The organism is Pseudarthrobacter xylosi (assembly GCF_055412765.1).
Genome location: NZ_JBVAYT010000002.1, coordinates 563,230 through 582,253, shown reverse-complemented (window position 1 = coordinate 582,253; position 19,024 = coordinate 563,230). Strand labels below are relative to the sequence as shown.

Sequence of the window (19,024 nt, the reverse complement as noted above, 5' to 3'; positions counted from 1 at the left end):
CCGTGAATGACGTGAAAGCCATGCAGAGTCCGCCCACGGCCACGGAAGCCCACCCCTGGAGCCGCTACGTAGCGATGGGAGATTCGTTCACGGAGGGCATCGGCGACCCGGACCCAACCAGCCCCGGCGGTTTCCGTGGCTGGGCAGACCGTGTGGCCGAGGAACTGGGCCGGGGCCAGGCAGACTTCGCCTACGCCAACCTGGCCGTCCGCGGCCGGCTCCTTCAACAGATCGTGGACCAGCAGCTTGCCCCGTGCCTGTCCCTTAAACCGGACCTGGTCACCCTGTCCGCCGGCGGCAACGATCTCATCAGGCCCGGCGGCGACCCCGACGCCCTCGCCGAAAAACTTGATTCAGTGGTCCAGATCCTGGCCATGGGCGGCGCCACGGTGGTGCTGTTCAACGGTCCGGATACCGGTTCCTCGGTTTTGGGACGGATCCGCAGCAAGGTAGCGATCTACAACGAGAACCTGCGCACCGTGGCGGCCCGCCATGATGCCATCATCGCCGACATGTGGTCGCTCAAGCAGCTGAACGATCCGCAGATGTGGGGCGAGGACCGCCTGCATTTTTCGCCGTTGGGACACCACACCATCGCCGCCATGGTGCTGGAATCGCTTAACGTGAACCACACGCTCGAACCGCTACGGCCCAAGCCGGTGCCGGTCCGCACCTGGCGGGCAGCCCGCTCCGAAGACCTGGTGTGGGCCCGTGAGTATTTCGTCCCGTGGGTGGTGCGGCGGTTGCGCAAGCGTTCCTCCGGCGACGGAATCACCGCAAAACGTCCGACGCCGGGCCCCGTGTTCGGCCCGGGCGTTCCGTTGGGTTCCGGCGAGGGGCCGCTGGGCACCACCGACGCCCGGCGCTAGGGGTGCCGCGGCGTGAGCGGCGGCCCGGCGTGACACACGGACAGCTGCCCCGGACGGCCATGGATCCGGATGAGGTCGTGCGGCGGCGGCTTCACGCCCAACAACTGCGCGGGCCCGGATTGGACTCCCCGGCGGACGCCGTCCGGCACCTCCTGGCTGTCCAGGCGCAGGAGTTCCCTTACGCCCGCTGGAGCCTGGCGCAACGGACCGGCCTTGGTTCTGCGTCCAAGGCCTCCGCTGATCGTGGCGCTGCCGCTGCTCACGTGCCCACTGCCATGGACGTGGAGCAGGCGGTGTCCGACGGACTCATCCTGCGCACCCATATCCTGCGGCCTACCTGGCATTTTGTGCATCGGGAGGACCTTCGCTGGCTGACGGCATTGTCCGCGCCGCGGCTTCACCAGGGCAACGCCGGCATGTACCGGCGGACCGGGATTGATGCCGACGCCGCTGACCGGAGCGGGCAGGTCCTGGCCGAAGCCGTCCGGGGCGGGCGGCACCTGACCCGGGAACAGCTGGCCGTGCGGCTTCAGGACGAAGGGTTCGCGGCCACCGGCTTCGGGCTGGCCTACCTGATCATGCACGCCGAGATCGGCGGTGTCCTGGCCAGCGGGACGCCGGTACACAGCCGGGGTGGTGCCCTGAAGCAGACCTACGCCCTCTTTGACGAGCGCGTTCCTCCCGGCCCGGCCATGCCGCCCACCCGGGCCGAAGCGCTCGGCGAACTCGTCCGGCGCTACTTCACGAGCCGCGGGCCGGCCACGGTCAAGGACTGCGCCGACTGGTCCGGACTCACCATGGCCGACGTGCGGCTCGGCCTTCAACAGTCCCTGGCGGCGGCTCCCGAGACGCTGGCGACGGTGGTGATCGACGGCGTCGTGCATTATTTCGACGCCCCGGCGGACGGCGGCGATGCCACGTCAGCGGCAGGACCGCGGATCGACCTGATCCAGTGCTACGACGAATACGTGATGGGCTATTCAGCCACGCGGCATTATCTGGGAGGCACCGCCCCGGCGTTTCCGGTGGCCGGGGCGCCGATTCATGTGGTGCTGCTCGACGGGCGGATGGCCGGCTGCTGGAGGCACACCATGTTCGCCGGCCGCTGTGAGCTGGATATCCGTCTGTTCGCTGGCGCGGACCCGGCTCTGGACGCCGCCGTGCAGGACGCCGTGGACCGGTACGGGGCCTTCCTGGGGATCCCGTCCGTCCGTGTGGGCGCCGGGGTTAAGCTGGAAGGACACATATGAGAGGCGCTACACCGTGAACAGCTTGTTTTTCTGGATCATCATTCTGTCGTTCGTGGTACCGATGGCGATGCGGATGTACCGGAAATCCGTGAACAAACGGAACCAGGACCAGAGCTTTTCCGGGCGCTACCCCGAGCAGTTTCCAGGCGGCGGGCAGTACCCGGGCAGCGAACAGTACCCGGGGCCGCAGAGCAAGCAGCCCCGTGACGGCTACACGCAGCAGGACTACATGAGCGGCGGCTACCGCGAGATCATGAGCCCGCAGCCCCTGCCGCCGAGCCAGCCGCTGCCGCCCATGCAGCCGATGCCGTCCGCGGACCAGCAGTTCCCGCCGTATGGCCAGCCGCAACCTGACGGCCAGCCGGCGCCGGAGCAGCGCGCGGAAGCACCGCAGCAGCCTGCCGCCCCCGGCATTCCCCTGCCGCCGTCGGGCCCGCAGGGGTACCGCGCCCGGAAATTGGCCGAACTCGACCAGCAGTACAGCAACGGCGAGCTGGCCATGGAGGACTACATGAAGCGCCGCTCCGACATCATGAACGGCTGAACGCCTAGCGCGAGAGGACATTTGTGGCCCCGGACCCAAGAGGGCCACAAGTGTCCTCTCGCGCTTAAGGGCAGGGGCTCGCGCTTAGACCAGGAAGGTGTTCCGGAGCTGGACGCCGAGCTGGCCGATCTCGGTCAGGAAGCCGTCGTGGCCGATCGGAGCCTCGATAACGTGCACATCCACGTTACCCGGGAGCGCGTCAGCCAGCTCACGTGACTGGGACGGGAAGTACAGCCGGTCGCTGTCCACCGCAGCCACGAAAAACCGGGCGGTGGCACGGCCCAGGGCCTCGTTGAGGGAACCCCGCCCGCGGCAGACGTCGTGGCTCATCAGGGCATCGGTGATGGCGATGTAGCTGTTGGCATCAAAACGCCGCACCAGCTTTTTGCCCTGGTGGTCCAGGTAGCTTTCCACCTGGTAGCGGCCCCGCTCCCCCAGCGCTGCCGCCTGGAGCGGCGATTCCGGGTGCTGGGCCGCACGGCCGAAGCGGCCATCGAATTCCTCGGCGGAGCGGTAGGTAATGTGCGCAATGCGGCGCGCCAGGGCCAGTCCGTCCTCCGGCAGCGGACCGCCATAGTAGTCGCCGTCGTTAAAATTGCTGTCCTGGCGGATGGCGAGCGTCTGAGCCTGGGCGAATGCGATCTGTTCGGCCGTGCTGGCGGCACCGATCGAGATAATGGCGCACCGCTGGACCCGTTCCGGGTAAGTGACCGCCCATTCCAGCGCCCGCGCGCCGCCCATGGATCCGCCCAGCGCGGCGTACCAGCTGGGGATACCCAGCTGGTCAGCCAGCCTGGCCTCAGCCGCCGTGGTGTCCCGCAGTGTTACCAGTGGGAACCGTGACCCCCACGGCTTGCCGTCCGGGGCAACCGAGGACGGCCCGGTGGAGCCGTAACAGCCACCCACTATGTTGATGGAGACCACAAAGAACCGGTCCGTGTCCACCGGCGCCCCGGGTCCGGCCAGCTGTTCCCACCAGCCGGGCTCGTCACTGTCGCCGCGTGTCACGTGCGTACTGCCGGTCAGGGCGTGCTCAATCAGGACCGCGTTGGAGCCGTCCGCGTTGAGGGTTCCCCACGTTTCATAGCCAAGGGTGACGTCCGGGAGGTAACCGCCGGCTTCGAGCTCGAGGCCACCAATGCTGGCGTAACGGACCACGCCGTTTCCGGGTGCTGCAGTACGGGAAATGGTAATCGTCATGGAAGGACCTTTTCTGTGCGCTTGCCCACCGTCAATTGACCGGCAGGCCAGGTCCTCACCCGGGGCACCCCGCCGCAAAAGAGGGTTGCCGGCCAGCAAGCCGGGGCTGTCGCTGGCACTCATGACCTGCTTCGAGTGTACGAACAGCCCCGGCCTATCGCTAAGCGTGTGACTGGTTGTGACTTCGCGGGAGCCCTACTGCTGCTGGCTTGCCGCGTCTTTGTCAGGTTCCGCCGTGCCCTTCGCCGCCCGGAACCCGGCCTCAAGGTCGGCGAGAATGTCATCGATGTGTTCGATGCCCACAGACAAACGGACGAGTCCCGGGGTGACCCCGGCGATAGCCTGCTGCTCGGGCGAGAGCTGGCTGTGCGTGGTTGATGCCGGGTGGATGACCAGTGAACGGACGTCCCCGATGTTGGCCACATGGGAGTGCAGCTCCAGGGCATCCACGAAGCGCTTCCCTGCCTCTGCGCCCCCGGCCAGGTTGAACGCCACCACCGCACCGGTGCCCTTGGGGCCGTATTTGCGGCCGCGCTCGTACCATGGGCTGGAGGGCAGCCCCGCATAGGCGACGGATTCGACGTCGTCCCTTGCCTCAAGCCACTGGGCGACGTCGACGGCGTTGGCCACGTGCCGCTCCACCCGCAGGCTCAGCGTCTCCAGGCCCTGGGCGATCAGGAAGGCGTTGAAGGGTGACACGGCCGAGCCGAGGTCGCGCAGCAGCTGGACCCGGGCTTTCAGGATGTAGGACAGGTTGGCGCCGAGGGCTCCGTCTGCCCCGAGGTCACGGGCGTAGACCAGCCCGTTGTAGGTGGGGTCCGGGGTGTTGAAGCCCGGGAAACGTTCCGGGTCCGCGCCGAAATCGAAATTGCCGGAGTCCACAATCACGCCGGCAATGGCCGAGCCGTGCCCGCCGAGGTACTTGGTGGCGGAGTGGACCACAATGTCGGCGCCCCATTCGAGCGGGCGGATGAGGTAGGGCGTGGAGAGGGTGTTGTCCACCACGAGGGGCACGCCGGCGTTGTGGGCGGTCCGGGACACACCCTCGATGTCCAGCACGTCCTGGCGGGGGTTGGAGACCACTTCGGCGAAGAAGAGCTTGGTATTGGGCTGGACGGCGTCGCGCCAATGGTCCAGGTTGTCAGGGTCGGCCACGAACGTAACGGAAATGCCGAACTTCTTGAGGGTGTGCGCCAAGAGGTTATACGTCCCGCCGTAGAGGCTGGGGCTGGCCACGACGTGGTCACCGGCTTCGGCGATGTTCAGGATGGCAAACGTTTCAGCGGCCTGTCCCGAGCTCAGCAGCAATGCCGCGAGCCCGCCCTCCAGGCTGGCAATCCGCTGCTCCACAGCATCCTGTGTGGGGTTGCCGATGCGGGTGTAGATCGGTGCGAGCTCGGCGAGGGCAAACCGGTTGGCGGCACTTTCGGCACTCGGGAAGACGAACGACGTCGTCTGGTAAATCGGGAGCGCCCGCGCGCCGGTGGCGCTGTCCGGTTCCTGGCCTGCGTGGATCTGGCGGGTTTCGAAAGACCATCCGTTCGACATTCAATGCTCCTTGACGTGGCGTGGCACTGCTCGGTTGCGTTCAGTGTAGGAAGACTTTCCCTGACGGGAACAGGATTGTGACGAACGTGGTCAGCCGGCCGCTTCTTCGCCCTGCTTTCCTGCGGAATGTCCACTCGTGACGCGACAGATTCCGGTAAGGCTACCCTTAGCTGAGAGCCGGATCACAAAGTGCCAAGATGAGGGCATGCGCATGGATCACGTCTCTTACGCCTGTGAACAAGATGGCCTAGTTGCCACCACCGAACGTATTTCGTCCGCCCTCGGCGTTGAAGCCGTGAAGGGTGGCGTGCACCCCCGGTTTGGAACCCGGAACATGATTATTCCCCTAGCCGGCCACAAGTATCTGGAAGTGGTGGAGGTTCTCAACCACCCGGCATCGGACAAGGCTCCCTTCGGGCAGGCTGTCCGGGCGCGGTCCGAAGCCGGCGGCGGCTGGATGGGCTGGTGCGTCGAAGTGGACGACCTCGCTCCGTTTGAAAACCGCCTGGGCCGTGCCGCCGTCAACGGCAACCGCAAGTTCCCGGACGGCCGCGAGCTGGTCTGGAAGCAGATCGGCATCCTGGGCCTGATCGCGGACCCCCAGGTCCCGTACATGCTCAAGTGGGAGGGCGACCCCGCCCTCCACCCGTCCAACGCCTATGAGAGCCACGTTAAGATGAGCTGCCTGACCATAGCCGGTTCCGCTGAACGCGTGACGGAATGGCTGGGTGAGCCCGTCGAGAAGCCGTTGGAGGATGTAGCTGTTGACTGGGTGGCTCCGCATGGAACCCCGGGCATCCTGTCAGTGACCTTCGAAACCGCTTCCGGAGCAGTCACCATCTGATTGCACCTTCAATAGCTTCGGCCGCCATCAGCGGGTGCCAATGATGCCACCCACCGATGGCGGCCGAATTCTTTTAAGTCTGACTTGCAGCCGGACCCGACTGAAGACACCTGTGCTGCACGGGAACCATAGCCGTCTTACCCCAGGCCCACCGCCCGGCCAAAGAGGCTGAAGCCGACGAAGGCAACAATGTCCAGCAGGGCATGCGCGATGACCAGCGGCATCACCCGCTTGGTCTTTGTATAGAGCCAAGCAAACACCACCCCCATCACGGCGTTGCCGATGAACGGCCCGAAGCCCTGGTACAGATGGTAGCTGCCACGGAGCATCGAGCTGGCGAAGATGGCCAGCGGCATGCTCCAGCCGAACTTGCCGAATCGGTCCAGGAGGTAGCCCACCACGATGACTTCCTCCACCACGGCGTGCCGCAGCGCGGACAGGATCAGGACCGGAACGGTCCACCAGTACGAGTCGAGTGCGCTGGGGATGATGGCGGTGGTGATCCCGAGGGCACGTCCCGCGGCGTAAAGGCCCAGCGACGGGACCCCGATCAGGGCAGCGAGGCCAAAACCCTGTAGCAGGTCACGGCCCGGCCTGGCGAAGTTGAACCCCAGCTTCCGGAAGGCCGAACTGCCGTGGGCACTCACGCCGGCACCGGATTGCCGCTGGTCCGTGAGGAAGTAGATGACCAGCAGCACTGGCACCAGGGCGAAAATAATGTCGAGCAACTGATAGGTGAGGTCGAAATATTCGCGCGGGCTCTGTGACCGGTTCAGGGTTGACGTGCCTTCGGCCAGCGGTGCACGCGTCATCTTGTCCAGCAGCTGCACCACCGAGTAGACGGCGGACTGCCCCAGGGAAAGACCCAGCACAATCCAGACTTCAATCCGCAGCCGACGGCGGGAGGGAACCAACATGGTTCCATCTTGCCTGTAGTTTCTGGTTCTTCGCTGATTAGGGTGGCCAGCTCGCCGGAACTCATCAATAGTGCGAGAGCGTCCGCCAAAAACGCACCAAAAGTGAGAGAGCGTCCGGGGTGGGGCACCTATGCTTGGGGCTTATGAGCGCGCCAGGGAAAATCTTCATGATCCGGCACGGCCAGTCCGCGGCCAATGTTGATACGTCCATCTACAACAGGGTCCCGGACTACCGGATTCCGCTGACGCCCCAGGGCCTGGCGCAGGCCACGGCGGCCGGGGAACGGATCCGCCGCGAGCTGGACGGGCGCCAGGTCTGCGTCTACGTTTCCCCCTACCTTCGGGCGCACCAGACACTGGAGGCGCTCAACCTTGGCGATCTCACGGAACGGGTCATCGAAGAGCCGCGCCTCCGTGAGCAGGACTGGGCCAATTTCCAGATCACCGGCGACATCGAGGACCAGAAGGAACTCCGCAACGCCTACGGCCATTTCTTCTACCGGTTCCGGGAAGGGGAATCCGGCTCCGACGTTTACGACCGGATCTCTTCCTTTATGGAGACGCTCTACCGCCACTGGTCCAAACCGGACTACGCCCCCAACACCTTGCTGGTAACCCACGGGCTCACCATGCGGCTGTTCTGCATGCGTTGGTTCCACTGGTCCGTGGAGTATTTCGAATCCCTCAACAACCCGGACAACGCCGCCGTGCGGACCCTCCACCGCACCGACCTGGGCAAGTACGAACTCGATATACCGTTCAGCCAATGGGTGGACCGCCGGGTGGACGAGACCGTCCTGGACGCGCCGCCAGTGATCTTCTAGGGGTTGTGGCTGGTCACCTAGGGCGCTTAGTGCGGGGCCACAATCACTTCGGTGCCGTTGGCTTCGAACGCGGCTTTGTCCTCGGCGGAGATACCGGAGTCGGTGATCAGGCGGTTGAACGCGTAGCCGTCCATGGTGGCGAACGCGCGAACACCCACCTTGGAGGAGTCAGCCAGCACATAGGAGATCCGGGCCCGGCTGGCCAGCAGGGCATTGACGGACGCCTCGCCCTCCCCCGTGTTGGTGGGACCGACCTCGGGGTCGATGCCGTTCACGCCGATAAAGGCAATGTCCATGACCACCTTCTGCATGATGATGTCGGTGTACGGTCCCACCAGTTCGTACGAGCGTGGGTTCAGGATGCCGCCGGTCACCATGACTTTGATGTTGGGCCGGACAGCCAACTGCGCAGCGATGTTGATGGCATTGGTGACCACCGTCAGGGTGGACTGGTGGGCGGGAGCATTGAGGTCCTCGCGCGTGGCGAGGATCTGCGCCAACGCCGTGCTGGTGGTGCCGCCGCACAGCCCGATCACCGCGCCGGGAAAAATCAGTGCCGAGGCGGCCTGGGCAATCTGTTCCTTGGCGTCGGCGTGGTCGTCACGGTTGTACCGCCCGGGGAGGTCGTAGGCCAAGGCCCCGGTGGTGGCCCCGCCCCTGGTCCGGGTCAGGAGCCGCCGCTTGGCCAGGCTGTCCAGGTCCCGCCGCGCCGTGGCCGGCGAGACCGCAAGCTGCGTCACAATTTCGTCCACCTCCACCTGACCGGTCTTGGCCAGGATGTCCAGGATGGCCGTCAGGCGGTCAGTGCGGGTCATGGGGGGCCTCTCAGCATCGATCAGTAAAGCGTCAAACAGTCACCAAATATGACGCGATTTGATCATAGCAGGCACAAGTGATCACTTTACGATCACCAAGCGCGTTCCCTGCTAGCGTGCCCTCGCGCCGGCCCGCCACACGGCGTACGTGAGCGGCATGCCCGGGCGGTAGGCGAGATGCGTTGCCGAGGGGGCGTTGAGCATGTGCAGGTCAGCACGGTGCCCGACGGCGAGCGAACCCACCGCCCGTGCGCCGTCGGCGTCGTGCCCTGTCTCCCGGTGCAGCGCCAGCGCGCCGCCATACGTGGCGGCACGCACCGCTTCGTGGACGCTGAGCCGCATCTGCAGCACGGCCGTCGCCACGTTGAACGCCATGGAGCTGGTGTACGAAGTACCCGGGTTGCAGTTGGAAGCCAGCGCCACCTGCGCCCCGGCATCCAACAGTTCACGCCCCGGGGCCAGCGGCTGCCGGGTGGAGAGATCGCAGGCCGGGAGGCAGGTTGCCACGGTGCCACGGGTCCCTGTGCCGGTTCCCGGGTTCCAGCCGAACCAGCTGTCCGCCAGGGCCGCCACGTCACGGGCAGACAGGTAGTTCACGTGGTCCACGCTGGCTGCCCCGAGTTCCACCGCGAGCTGCACACCGGGACCTTCGCCGAGCTGGTTGCCGTGGACGCGGATCCCCAGTCCGGCGGCCCGGCACGCCGCCAGCACACGGCGGGACTGCTCGGCAGTGAAGGCGCCTTCCTCGCAGAACACGTCCGCCCACCGGACGTACGGGCGGACGGCGTCAAGCATGGGCCCGCAGACGAGATCTGTGTAGGACTCCGCGTCCGTGCCCGCGGGGACAAGGTGGGCGCCCAGGTAGGTGACTTCGTCTGCGACCGTGGAGGCGATCCGGGCACTCCGGGCCTCATGCTCAATATCCAGTCCATACCCGGTCTTGGTTTCGAGGTAGGTGGTGCCCTGCGACACCGCTTCGGACACGCGCGCCATCGCCAGCCGGGTGAGGTCGAAATCGGACGCGCGCCGCGTGGCGTCCATGGTGACGGCGATACCACCAGCCGAATAGGACTCCCCGGCCATCCGCGCCTCGAACTCCGCAGTGCGGTCGCCGGCGAAGACCAGGTGCGTGTGCGAATCCACCCAGCCCGGCAAGACGGCCCGGCCGCCGGCGTCCACGGCGTCATCGGCCGCCGGCGCATCCGCGGCGGAACCGAGCCAGGCAATCCGTTCGCCCTCGATCACCACGGCGGCCTTCTTCAGGACGCGGTGGTCCAGGTCCTGGGTCATCAGCTCGGCGATGTTGGTGATCAGGGTGCTCATGGGTTCCATTGTTCAGCGCCGGATGGACCAGCGCGTGGCCGCCAGCGCCTCCGCTGTCCGGGATGCCGGACGGTGGGCCGGAGCGGGACCGTGTCCCGCGCTGTGCCCGGCACTGTGGCCGGCACTGTGGCCGGCGCCCTGTCCGGCCAGGATCTGCGCGGCGGCCAGCTCCGCCATGGCCGATGACGTCTGGAAGCCATACCCGCCCTGACCGGCAAGCCAGTAGAACCCCGGGGCTTCGGCGTCGAACCCGGCTACCGGGACGCCGTCAGCCGCCTCGGTCCGGAGCCCCGTCCACGCACTCCGGACTCCGCGGATTCCCAACGTGGTCAGCTCGTTCAGCTTCACGATCAGCCGCTCGACATCGCCGGGCCGCGGCCGGGCGTCCTCGGGCCCGCTGGGCACCGTTTCCGACGGCGAGATCAGCACCTCGGTGCCTTCCCGGCGGAAATAGAACGTATTGTCCGCTGCAGCCACCATGGGGCTTTGCTCGGGAAGGGGATGTTCGACGTCGACAATCGCCGCGGTGCGCCGGTACGGCTGGAGCCCGAGCTTCTCCACGCCGCTGATCACGGCGAGTTCGTCGGCCCAGGCGCCGGCGGCGTTGACCAGCACACCGGTTTCGAAGGCTTCCTGCCCGGCGCCGATCTCCCAGCCGGAGCCGAGCCGCTGGGCGGAATATACGCGGGCGCCGGTGATGATGTCGACGCCGGCGGCCGCAGCCCGCTGCCGGTGGTCGGCAAGCAGCAGCGGGGCGTTGCAGCCGAAGGATCCGGTGTCCAAGCCTGCTGCGGAGAAGGCCTCCGGGACCAGGGCGGGGCACAACTCCAACGCCCGTTCGTGCGGGATGGCACGCATGTGGCCGCTGGCCTCGGCGCGGACGGACTCTTCCGTGCCGATGAGCATAAAGCTCCGCGGTGTCAGGACAGGTTCGGGCAGTTGCGCGTCCCGGGCCGCCATCAGTTCCAGGGTCCGGACTGTGAGCTCCTGGACCACCTCAGGGCCGTAGCTTGGAATCAGCTGGCGGGCGGAGCGGGAGGACGTGTGATACGCCAGCTCCTGCTCCGCCTCCACCAGCGCCACGCTGCAGCTCCCCGCGAGCGCGGATGCCAGGGACAGGCCGGCGATGCCGCCGCCCACAATCAGGACGTCGTAGTGTGCTGCCATGGCTCCATCCTTGCAGAGTTGACCTGCGGCCGCGCCGGGCACCCGCCAGGGGGTTTAGCCGCGCTGGTTTAACCCGGCTGGGTTAGCCTGCTACCGCCGTGCGGCTGGCGACGAACGCACCCACGCACGCTTCGACGTCGTCCGCTGAGTGCGACGCCGAAAGCTGCACGCGGATCCGGGCGGCGCCGCGCGGGACCACCGGGAAGCTGAACGCGGTGACGAAAACGCCGTGCTGGAGCATTTGGTCCGCCACCTTGGCGGCCATCACGGCATCCCCGAACATCACGGGAACAATCGCGTGTTCGCCGTCGAGGAGTTCAAAACCCTCTTCGGTCATCCGGCGGCGGAACAGCCGGGCGTTCTCGAACAGCCGGGTCCGCAGGTCACCGGAATTCTCCACGAGATCAAGGGCCTTGATAGTGGCGGCGACAATCGCGGGGGCCAAGGAGTTGGAGAACAGGTACGGGCGGGCCTTCTGGCGGAGCATGGCCACCACTTCGCTGCGGCCGGACACATAGCCGCCGGACGCTCCGCCCAGGGCTTTGCCGAACGTTCCGGTGTAGATGTCCACACGCTGGGACACGCCGGCATGCTCGGGGGTTCCGGCGCCGGTGGCACCCATAAAGCCGACGGCGTGGGAATCGTCCACCATGACCAGGGCGTCGTGCTTCTCGGCGAGGTCGCAGATGGCTTCCAGCGGTGCCAGATAGCCGTCCATGGAGAATACGCCGTCGGTGACGATGATCTTGCGCCGTGCGGGCTTGTCCTGTGTCGATGCCTGCACCAGCTTGGCCTCGAGGTCCGCCATGTCCCGGTTGGCGTAGCGGAACCGCTGTGCCTTGCAGAGCCGGATACCGTCGATAATGGAGGCGTGGTTGAGGGCATCGGAGATGATGGCGTCCTCGGGGCCGAAGAGGGATTCGAAGACGCCGCCGTTGGCATCAAAGCAGCTGGAGAACAGGATGGTGTCCTCGGTGCCGAGGAACCTGGATACCCTGGCTTCCAGTTCCAGGTGCAGGTCCTGGGTGCCGCAGATGAAGCGGACGCTGGCCATGCCGAAGCCTCGTGAGTCCATGGCCTCTTTGGCCGCGGTGATGATGTCCGGGTGGTCCGCGAGGCCCAGGTAGTTATTGGCGCAGAAGTTTAGGACGGTGGCGCCCGGTTCCCCAATCTGCCCGGCCGTGATGTGGCTGGACTGGGCGGAGTTGATGCTGCGTTCCGTTTTGAAGAGACCGGCAGTGCGGATGTCGTCCAGCTCAGCCTGCAGCTGGTCCTTGATGGAGGTGTACATGGTGCTCCTTAGAGTTCGGTCCAGTCGAGGACAACTTTTCCGCCGACGCCGGCGCGGGCGGTGGCAAAGCCTTTTTCCCATTCTGCGGCGGGAAGCTTGTCCGTCACTACAGCTGAAATGCCGGCGTGCAGCACGGGGTTGGAGGAGAGCATGGCGCTCATGGCGTACCAGGTCTCGTACATTTCCCGGCCGTAGATGCCCTTAAGCGTCAGCATGTGCGTGACCACTTTGCCCCAGTCGATGGTGATGTCCTGGCTGGGCAGGCCGAGCATGGCGATGCGGCCGCCGTGGTTCATGTTGTTGATCATCTCCGGCAGGGCGGTGGGGTGGCCGGACATTTCCATCCCGATGTCGAAGCCCTCCCGCATGCCGAGTTCACGCTGGGCATCCTTGACGCGCGTGGTGGAGACGTCGATGGCCAGGTCCACGCCGAGCTGGCGTGCCAGGTCGAGCCGGGGCTGGGAGACATCAGTGATGGCAATCTTGCGCGCACCGGCGTGGCGGGCCACCGCAATGGCCATCAGGCCGATGGGACCGGCCCCGGTGATCAGCACGTCCTCGCCCACCAGGGGAAAACTGAGGGCGGTGTGCACGGCGTTGCCGAACGGATCGAAAATCGCGCCCAGTTCCGGGGTGATGGAGGGATCGTGGTGGACCCAGACGTTGGTCTCGGGGATGACCACATACTCGGCGAACGCGCCGTCCCGCTGCACGCCGACACTGACGGTGTGAATGCACATCTGGCGGCGCCCCGCGCGGCAGTTCCGGCAGATCCCGCAGACCACGTGGCCCTCGCCCGATACGCGGTCCCCTACCCTGACGTCGCGGACGCCGTCGCCGATTTCCACTACTTCACCGTAGAACTCGTGGCCGGCGATGAGCGGCGCCTCGATCATGCTTTGTGCCCAGGCGTCCCAGGACTGGATGTGCAGGTCCGTGCCGCAGATCCCGCTGGTCATGACCCGGATCTTGACGTCGCTGGGGCCGGCCTCGGGCTCGGGGCGGTCAACCAGCTCGAACCCGGCGTGTGCACCGGACTTGTAGAGTGCCTTCATTGGCTTCCTGACTGTTGGCAGCGGCCCGCGGCCTGCGGGTGTGGTCTCCCTTTATTAGAGCCATTCCGAAGCATTAGCACAAGGAGAATTCTCTCAATCGACGATGAAGCATTCGCTTATGCATAGACTGGGCGGATGGAAATTCATCAGCTGGAAATCCTCCGCGAACTGGGCGCCCTGGGCAGCGTGAAGGCGGTGGCGGAGACGCTCATGGTCACGCCGTCCGCGGTGTCCCAGCAACTGGCCCTGCTGCAGCGCAACATTGACGTTCCGCTGACTCGGAAAGAGGGCCGCAACCTCGTGCTGACGGAGGCCGGCCAGGTGCTCGCTGACGCAGGTGCCGCCGTCGTCAGTGCCATGGCGGACGCCCGGACCGCGATCGGCGCCTATCACGGCTCGCCCGTTGGCCCCGTGACCATCAGCGGTTTCCACAGTGCGGGCCAGGCGCTGTTTGCGCCCCTGGCGCGCATGCTGGACGCGCCCGGCCAGCCGCGGGTCCAGCTCTCCGATGAGGACGTGGCGCAGCACGATTTTCCGGCGCTGACGGCGCGGTACGACCTGGTGCTGGCACACCGGATGGACCACAGCCCGCGCTGGCCCGAGGAGCGTGTGGCGGTGATCCCGCTGGCACACGAACCGCTGGACGTTGCCTTGCCCGCCGGGCATCCCCTGGCGGACCGGGACACCGTTACGGCGGCCGACGTCGTGGGCGAATCATGGGTGACCAGCCACACCGGTTACTCCCCCGCGGACGTCCTCTCCGCCGTTGCGGCCGTCTCCAGCAGGGAACTGAACATCGTCCACCGGATCAACGACTACTCCACCGTGGCCGCTCTGGTCGCGGCGGGCGGGGTGGTGGGCCTGCTGCCACGGCATACGGCGCGGCCCGTGCTCAACCCGGGCATTGTGCTGCGGCCGCTTGAGGGCATCAGCACCCGGCGGCGGATCGACATCCTGGCCCGCCCGGAGAACCTGAAGCGCCGCTCGGTGATGATTGTGTGCGAGGCGCTGCAGGCGATCATGACCGGACTGGTGGAGCAGGGCTAGGTGGCGCTTACTTGGGGGCAAGCCGCTTGGCGTGGCCGAGGCCCTTGCCCAGCCCCTGGCCATGTCCCTTGCCAAGGCCTTTCCCTAGGCCCTTGCCCGGGCCGGTGCCGGCGCCCTCAACGATCTGCCGGGCGGTGGTGTTGTCGCCGCTCTTTACACCGGAGACCCTGACGGCCTCACCCGTGGCGATTTCCGCGATGGTGACCTCTGACCGCTTCAGCCGTTTGCCGTCGTCGCCCGTTGCCGGCGAACCGTCCGCCGCCGGGGCAGGGAACTTGATGATCTTCGTCTCCGCGTTGACTGCGTAGGTCTGGGAGAAGCCGTCCTCGCTCTTGACGGTGACCGAAGTTTCACTGACGGCATCCACCGTGCCCTGTTGCGTCAGCACGGTTTCGAACGTCCCGTCGGCCTTCTTCACCACACTTTCACTGTGCAGGTGCTGCGGGCGCTGGGCCTTGGCCGGCTTCTCCTGGCCCGGCGCCTTGTCCGATTTCCCCGGTGCGGAGTCCGACGGCGACGGGGACGGCGTGTCCGTCGCGGACCAGGCGATGGCGACGCCGGTGCCGGTCAGTGCCAGCGCCACAACGCCGGCCAGCAGGACCTTGCGGAATCTCAACGGTTCTTGGACCGACATGGCCATTCCTCCCACAGCACCGGCAGGGCTCGGGCGCCCTGGATCTTCAGTCTAGATCCGGCAGGCCACACTGAACACGCGTACTTTGCGGGCGGGAAGTGAGTACTGAAAGACCAACTGGGTCGCAGTAGATGCCGTTATGAGCGCTCATAACGGCATTAACTGTGACCCAGTTGGGTTAAATCAGGCGGCTTAGCCTGCGACTCGGCTCTCGGCTAGCCCTCAACGCCGAGCTTCGCCAGAATCAGCTCCTTGACGCGGCCGGCGTCGGCCTGCCCGCGGGTGGCCTTCATAACGCCGCCCACGATCGCGCCGATCGCCTGGAGTTTGCCGGCTCGGATCTTGTCTGCGACGTCCGGCTGGGCGGCGAGGGCCGCGTCGATGGCTTCCAGCAGGGGGCCGTCGTCGGAAACGACGGCGAGGCCGCGCTTCGCCACGATCTCCGCCGGGGTGCCTTCGCCGGCGAGCACGCCGTCCAGGACCTCGGTGGCCATCTTGTTGTTGATCTTGCCGTCCTCCACCAACTGGTTCAGCTCCACGATGGTGGCGGGCTGCACGCCCAGCTGGCCGGGATCGACGTCGGCGTTCTTGGCACGGCCAACGATCTCGCCCATCCACCACTTGCGGGCGACAGAGGCCGAGGCCCCTGCGGCGATGGTTTCCTCGATCTCGTCCATCACGCCGGCGTTGACCACGTCGCGGAATTCCAGGTCCGAGTAGCCCCAGTCGGCCTGCAGGCGCTTGCGGCGGGCCGCCGGCGGCTCGGGCAGGGTGGCGCGGAGTTCCTCCACCCATTCGCGGGACGCAACGATCGGAACCAGGTCCGGCTCCGGGAAGTAGCGGTAGTCATCGGCGTCGGACTTGGGCCGGCCCGAGGTGGTGGTGCGGGTGTCCTCGTGCCAGTGGCGCGTTTCCTGGATGACCGGGTTGCCGGCGTCCAGGACGGCTGCGTGCCGCTGGATCTCGTAGCGGACGGCGTGTTCGACGGCGCGCAGCGAGTTGACGTTCTTCGTTTCGGAGCGGATGCCGAAGCGTTCGCGGCCGTGCGGGCGCAGCGACACGTTCGCGTCGCAGCGGACGTTGCCGCGTTCCATCTTCGCGTCCGAGACGCCCAGGTTCTTGACGATCTCCCGGACAGCGGCCACGTAGGCCTTGGCCAGTTCCGGGGCACGGGAACCGGCACCCTCGATGGGCTTGGTGACAATCTCCACCAGCGGAACGCCGGAACGGTTGTAGTCCACCAGCGAGAAGTCGGCACCCTGGATACGGCCGGCGGACCCGCCCATGTGGGTCAGCTTGCCGGCGTCCTCTTCCATATGGGCGCGCTCGATCTCGACGCGGAAGATGGTCCCGTCCGAGAGTTCGATGTCCAGGTAGCCGTCGTACGCGATCGGGTCCTCGTACTGTGACGTTTGGAAGTTTTTGGGGGTGTCCGGGTAGAAGTACTGCTTCCGCGCGAACGTGCAGGACTCAGCGATTTTGCAGTTCAGGGCAAGGCCGATTTTGATCGAGGACTCGATCGCGATCCTGTTGACCACCGGCAGCACGCCGGGCATGCCCAGGTCCACCTCGTTGACGTTGGTGTTCGGCTCGTCGCCGAAGACGTTGGGCGCGGAGGAGAACATCTTGGTCTTGGTGTTGAGCTCCACGTGGACCTCGAACCCCAGGACGGGATCGTACTTCTCCATGGCCTCTTCGAAGCTCAGGGTTGCGTCAGTGCTCATTATTTTGCCTCCTTGGCTTCAACAAGGGTCTCAACCAACGCCGGTGCACGGTCCAGGAGCGGTCCGCCCCACTGTGCCTCGAGCAGGGATTCCAGGACAGCACCCACGCGGTAGAGCCGGGCATCCTCGCGGGCCGGAGCCAGCAGCTGGATGCCGACCGGAAGGCCGTCCTCGTCAGCCAGGCCACCCGGCAGGGTCAGCCCGGGCACGCCTGCCAGGTTGGCGGGGATGGTGGCGACGTCGTTGAGGTACATCGCCAGCGGGTCATTCAGTTTCTCGCCGAGCTTGAACGCCGTGGTGGGCGCCGTGGGCGAGATCAGGACGTCGGCCTGTGCGAACGCGGCCTCGAAGTCACGCTGGACCAGTGTGCGCACCTTCTGGGCAGAGCCGTAGTACGCGTCGTAGTAGCCGGCGCTCAGGGCGTAGGTGCCCAGGATGATGCGGCGCTTGACCTCGTCGCCGAAACCGGCGGCGCGGGTCGCGGCCATAACCCGTTCGATGGTGAGCGGCGGGTCGGTGGGCAGGACGCGCAAACCGAACCGGACGCCGTCGAACTTGGCCAGGTTGGAGGAGGCCTCGGACGGCATGATCAGGTAGTAGGCACCGAGGGCGTACTGGAAGTTGGGGCAGGACACCTCAACGATTTCCGCACCGGCCTGCTTCAGCAGCTCCAGGGATTCGTTGAAGCGGTTCTCGACGCCGGCCTGGTAGCCCTCGCCGTGGAGCTCCTTGATGATGCCGATCCGCATGCCTTCGACATTGCCCACGCGGGCAGCGGCGACGAGGTCTGCCAGGGGGTCGGGTAGTGACGTGGAGTCAAACGGATCATGGCCGCCGATGACCTGGTGCAGGAGCGCCGAGTCCAGGACGGTGCGGGACACCGGGCCGATCTGGTCCAGCGAGGACGCCATGGCGATGGCACCGTAGCGGGAGACACCGCCGTACGTGGGCTTGACTCCCACGGTGCCGGTGACGGCGCCGGGCTGGCGGATGGATCCGCCGGTGTCCGTGCCGAGAGCCAGCGGGGCTTCGAAAGCGGCAACGGCCGCAGCCGAACCGCCGCCGGACCCGCCCGGAATCCGGTCCAGGTCCCACGGGTTGCGGGTGGGGCCGAATGCAGAGTGCTCGGTGGAGGAACCCATGGCGAATTCGTCCAGGTTGGTCTTGCCCAGGATGGGCATTTTGGCGGCACGGAGGCGTTTGACCACCGTGGCGTCGTAGGGGCTGTGCCAGCCCTCGAGGATCTTGGAGCCGGCCGTGGTGGGCTGGCCGATGGTGACGATGAGGTCCTTGACCGCGATGGGCACACCGGCGAGGACGTGGAGTTCCTCGGCGGCGGCACCGCCGGCGGCACGGATGGCGTCCACCTCGGCGGCGACGGCGAGCGCTTCTTCGGTGTTGACGTGCAGGAACGCGTTCACACCGCGTTCGCCGCCGTCGACAGCTGCGATTCGGTCCAGGTAAGCCTGCGTGACCTCGACCGAGGTGACCTCGCCGGCGGCCAGCATGCCGGCCAGCTGCGCGGCGGACATGCGGATGAGTTCGTTGGTGTCAGTCATGGTTATGCCTCATCCAGGATTGCCGGGACCTTGAAGCGGTTCTCATCGGAATCCGGAGCTCCCGAGAGTGCCTGCTCCGCGGTGAAGGTGTGGCCCACAACGTCCTCGCGGAACACATTGGTCAGCGGGATCGGGTGGGAGGTTGCCGGGACGTCGTCACCGGCGGCTTCACTCACGGACTTCACTGAATCAACGATGACGGCGAGTTCGCCGGCCATCCTGTCCAGCTCTTCAGCACTCATCTCGATGTGAGCGAGCTGCGCGAGGTGCGCAACATCGTCACGGTTGATCGCAGCCATGGATCTCCCCTGCAGGTTCGGATTGTTTTCCGAACCAGTCTAGTGGGGAAACGTCAGTGCCCGTCTGACGACCCCCAGCGGGCGTCAGACGGGCACATCGGTGCCGTGGTCCCG

18 protein-coding genes and 1 riboswitch are annotated in these 19,024 nt (G+C 66.4%); of the genes, 6 read left to right on the top strand and 12 right to left on the bottom strand.

Annotated elements, in window-relative coordinates; all coding sequences use genetic code 11:
- Window positions 1-20: 20 nt before the first annotated feature.
- The 3 genes from ACZY1F_RS06645 to ACZY1F_RS06635 are packed head-to-tail and all read left to right on the top strand — an operon-like array spanning window position 21 to window position 2,663.
- Complete coding sequence (locus ACZY1F_RS06645) at window positions 21-869, top strand: SGNH/GDSL hydrolase family protein (protein WP_463941141.1); 849 nt, start codon at window positions 21-23, stop codon at window positions 867-869.
- Between the two features lie 29 nt (window positions 870-898).
- Complete coding sequence (locus tag ACZY1F_RS06640; protein ID WP_463940970.1) at window positions 899-2,119, top strand: winged helix DNA-binding domain-containing protein; 1,221 nt, start codon at window positions 899-901, stop codon at window positions 2,117-2,119.
- A gap of 13 nt (window positions 2,120-2,132) precedes the next feature.
- Window positions 2,133-2,663, top strand: a complete 531-nt coding sequence (locus ACZY1F_RS06635) for a hypothetical protein (RefSeq protein ID WP_463940969.1) — start codon at window positions 2,133-2,135, stop codon at window positions 2,661-2,663.
- Between the two features lie 84 nt (window positions 2,664-2,747).
- Here the strand turns inward: ACZY1F_RS06635 and metX are convergent, their stop codons facing one another.
- Both metX and ACZY1F_RS06625 read right to left on the bottom strand, forming a co-directional pair.
- Window positions 2,748-3,863, bottom strand: coding sequence for a homoserine O-acetyltransferase MetX (gene metX, locus ACZY1F_RS06630; protein ID WP_463940968.1), 1,116 nt, complete (start codon window positions 3,861-3,863; stop codon window positions 2,748-2,750).
- A 12-nt stretch (window positions 3,864-3,875) separates the two neighbouring features.
- Window positions 3,876-3,990: riboswitch (SAM riboswitch) on the bottom strand.
- A 68-nt stretch (window positions 3,991-4,058) separates the two neighbouring features.
- A complete protein-coding gene (locus ACZY1F_RS06625) occupies window positions 4,059-5,411 on the bottom strand; it encodes a bifunctional o-acetylhomoserine/o-acetylserine sulfhydrylase (RefSeq protein ID WP_463940967.1) in 1,353 nt (450 codons plus the stop codon).
- Between the two features lie 205 nt (window positions 5,412-5,616).
- On the opposite strand from ACZY1F_RS06625, the gene ACZY1F_RS06620 reads away from it, so the two are divergent.
- A complete protein-coding gene (locus tag ACZY1F_RS06620) occupies window positions 5,617-6,255 on the top strand; it encodes a VOC family protein (protein WP_463940966.1) in 639 nt (212 codons plus the stop codon).
- A gap of 137 nt (window positions 6,256-6,392) precedes the next feature.
- On the opposite strand, the gene ACZY1F_RS06615 is transcribed toward ACZY1F_RS06620, so the two are convergent.
- Window positions 6,393-7,172, bottom strand: coding sequence for a CPBP family intramembrane glutamic endopeptidase (locus tag ACZY1F_RS06615; protein ID WP_463940964.1), 780 nt, complete (start codon window positions 7,170-7,172; stop codon window positions 6,393-6,395).
- Window positions 7,173-7,315: 143 nt separating this feature from the next.
- On the opposite strand from ACZY1F_RS06615, the gene ACZY1F_RS06610 reads away from it, so the two are divergent.
- Window positions 7,316-7,996: a histidine phosphatase family protein gene (locus tag ACZY1F_RS06610; protein ID WP_463940962.1), complete on the top strand. Its 681-nt coding sequence runs from the start codon at window positions 7,316-7,318 to the stop codon at window positions 7,994-7,996.
- Window positions 7,997-8,022: 26 nt separating this feature from the next.
- Here the strand turns inward: ACZY1F_RS06610 and ACZY1F_RS06605 are convergent, their stop codons facing one another.
- The 5 genes from ACZY1F_RS06605 to tdh form a co-directional block, all read right to left on the bottom strand.
- A complete protein-coding gene (locus tag ACZY1F_RS06605) occupies window positions 8,023-8,811 on the bottom strand; it encodes a DeoR/GlpR family DNA-binding transcription regulator (RefSeq protein ID WP_463940961.1) in 789 nt (262 codons plus the stop codon).
- Window positions 8,812-8,922: 111 nt separating this feature from the next.
- A complete protein-coding gene (hutI, locus tag ACZY1F_RS06600; RefSeq protein WP_463940959.1) occupies window positions 8,923-10,134 on the bottom strand; it encodes an imidazolonepropionase in 1,212 nt (403 codons plus the stop codon).
- 12 nt (window positions 10,135-10,146) lie between these two features.
- Window positions 10,147-11,301 (bottom strand): NAD(P)/FAD-dependent oxidoreductase, encoded by a 1,155-nt coding sequence (locus tag ACZY1F_RS06595; protein WP_463940957.1) that lies wholly within the window; start codon window positions 11,299-11,301, stop codon window positions 10,147-10,149.
- A gap of 82 nt (window positions 11,302-11,383) precedes the next feature.
- Entirely contained in the window at window positions 11,384-12,592 is a 1,209-nt protein-coding gene (locus ACZY1F_RS06590; RefSeq protein ID WP_463940955.1) for a glycine C-acetyltransferase, read from the bottom strand.
- A gap of 8 nt (window positions 12,593-12,600) precedes the next feature.
- Window positions 12,601-13,647, bottom strand: coding sequence for an L-threonine 3-dehydrogenase (gene tdh, locus ACZY1F_RS06585; RefSeq protein ID WP_463940954.1), 1,047 nt, complete (start codon window positions 13,645-13,647; stop codon window positions 12,601-12,603).
- 135 nt (window positions 13,648-13,782) lie between these two features.
- Between tdh and ACZY1F_RS06580 the strand changes: the two genes are divergently transcribed.
- The gene (locus tag ACZY1F_RS06580) at window positions 13,783-14,694 is read left to right on the top strand and encodes a LysR family transcriptional regulator (protein WP_463940952.1); all 912 of its coding nucleotides are present in this window, start codon (window positions 13,783-13,785) and stop codon (window positions 14,692-14,694) included.
- A gap of 7 nt (window positions 14,695-14,701) precedes the next feature.
- Here ACZY1F_RS06580 and ACZY1F_RS06575 read toward each other — a convergent pair whose 3' ends face one another.
- The 4 genes from ACZY1F_RS06575 to gatC all read right to left on the bottom strand — a co-directional run bounded on the left by ACZY1F_RS06575 (window position 14,702) and on the right by gatC (window position 18,910).
- Entirely contained in the window at window positions 14,702-15,328 is a 627-nt protein-coding gene (locus ACZY1F_RS06575) for a hypothetical protein (RefSeq protein WP_463940950.1), read from the bottom strand.
- A gap of 215 nt (window positions 15,329-15,543) precedes the next feature.
- The gene (gatB, locus tag ACZY1F_RS06570; RefSeq protein ID WP_463940948.1) at window positions 15,544-17,052 is read right to left on the bottom strand and encodes an Asp-tRNA(Asn)/Glu-tRNA(Gln) amidotransferase subunit GatB; all 1,509 of its coding nucleotides are present in this window, start codon (window positions 17,050-17,052) and stop codon (window positions 15,544-15,546) included.
- Window positions 17,052-18,611: an Asp-tRNA(Asn)/Glu-tRNA(Gln) amidotransferase subunit GatA gene (gene gatA, locus ACZY1F_RS06565; RefSeq protein ID WP_463940946.1), complete on the bottom strand. Its 1,560-nt coding sequence runs from the start codon at window positions 18,609-18,611 to the stop codon at window positions 17,052-17,054. Before gatA ends, gatB begins: the two co-directional genes overlap by 1 nt.
- Window positions 18,612-18,613: 2 nt before the next feature.
- Window positions 18,614-18,910, bottom strand: a complete 297-nt coding sequence (gatC, locus tag ACZY1F_RS06560; protein ID WP_056348187.1) for an Asp-tRNA(Asn)/Glu-tRNA(Gln) amidotransferase subunit GatC — start codon at window positions 18,908-18,910, stop codon at window positions 18,614-18,616.
- Window positions 18,911-19,024: the final 114 nt, after the last annotated feature.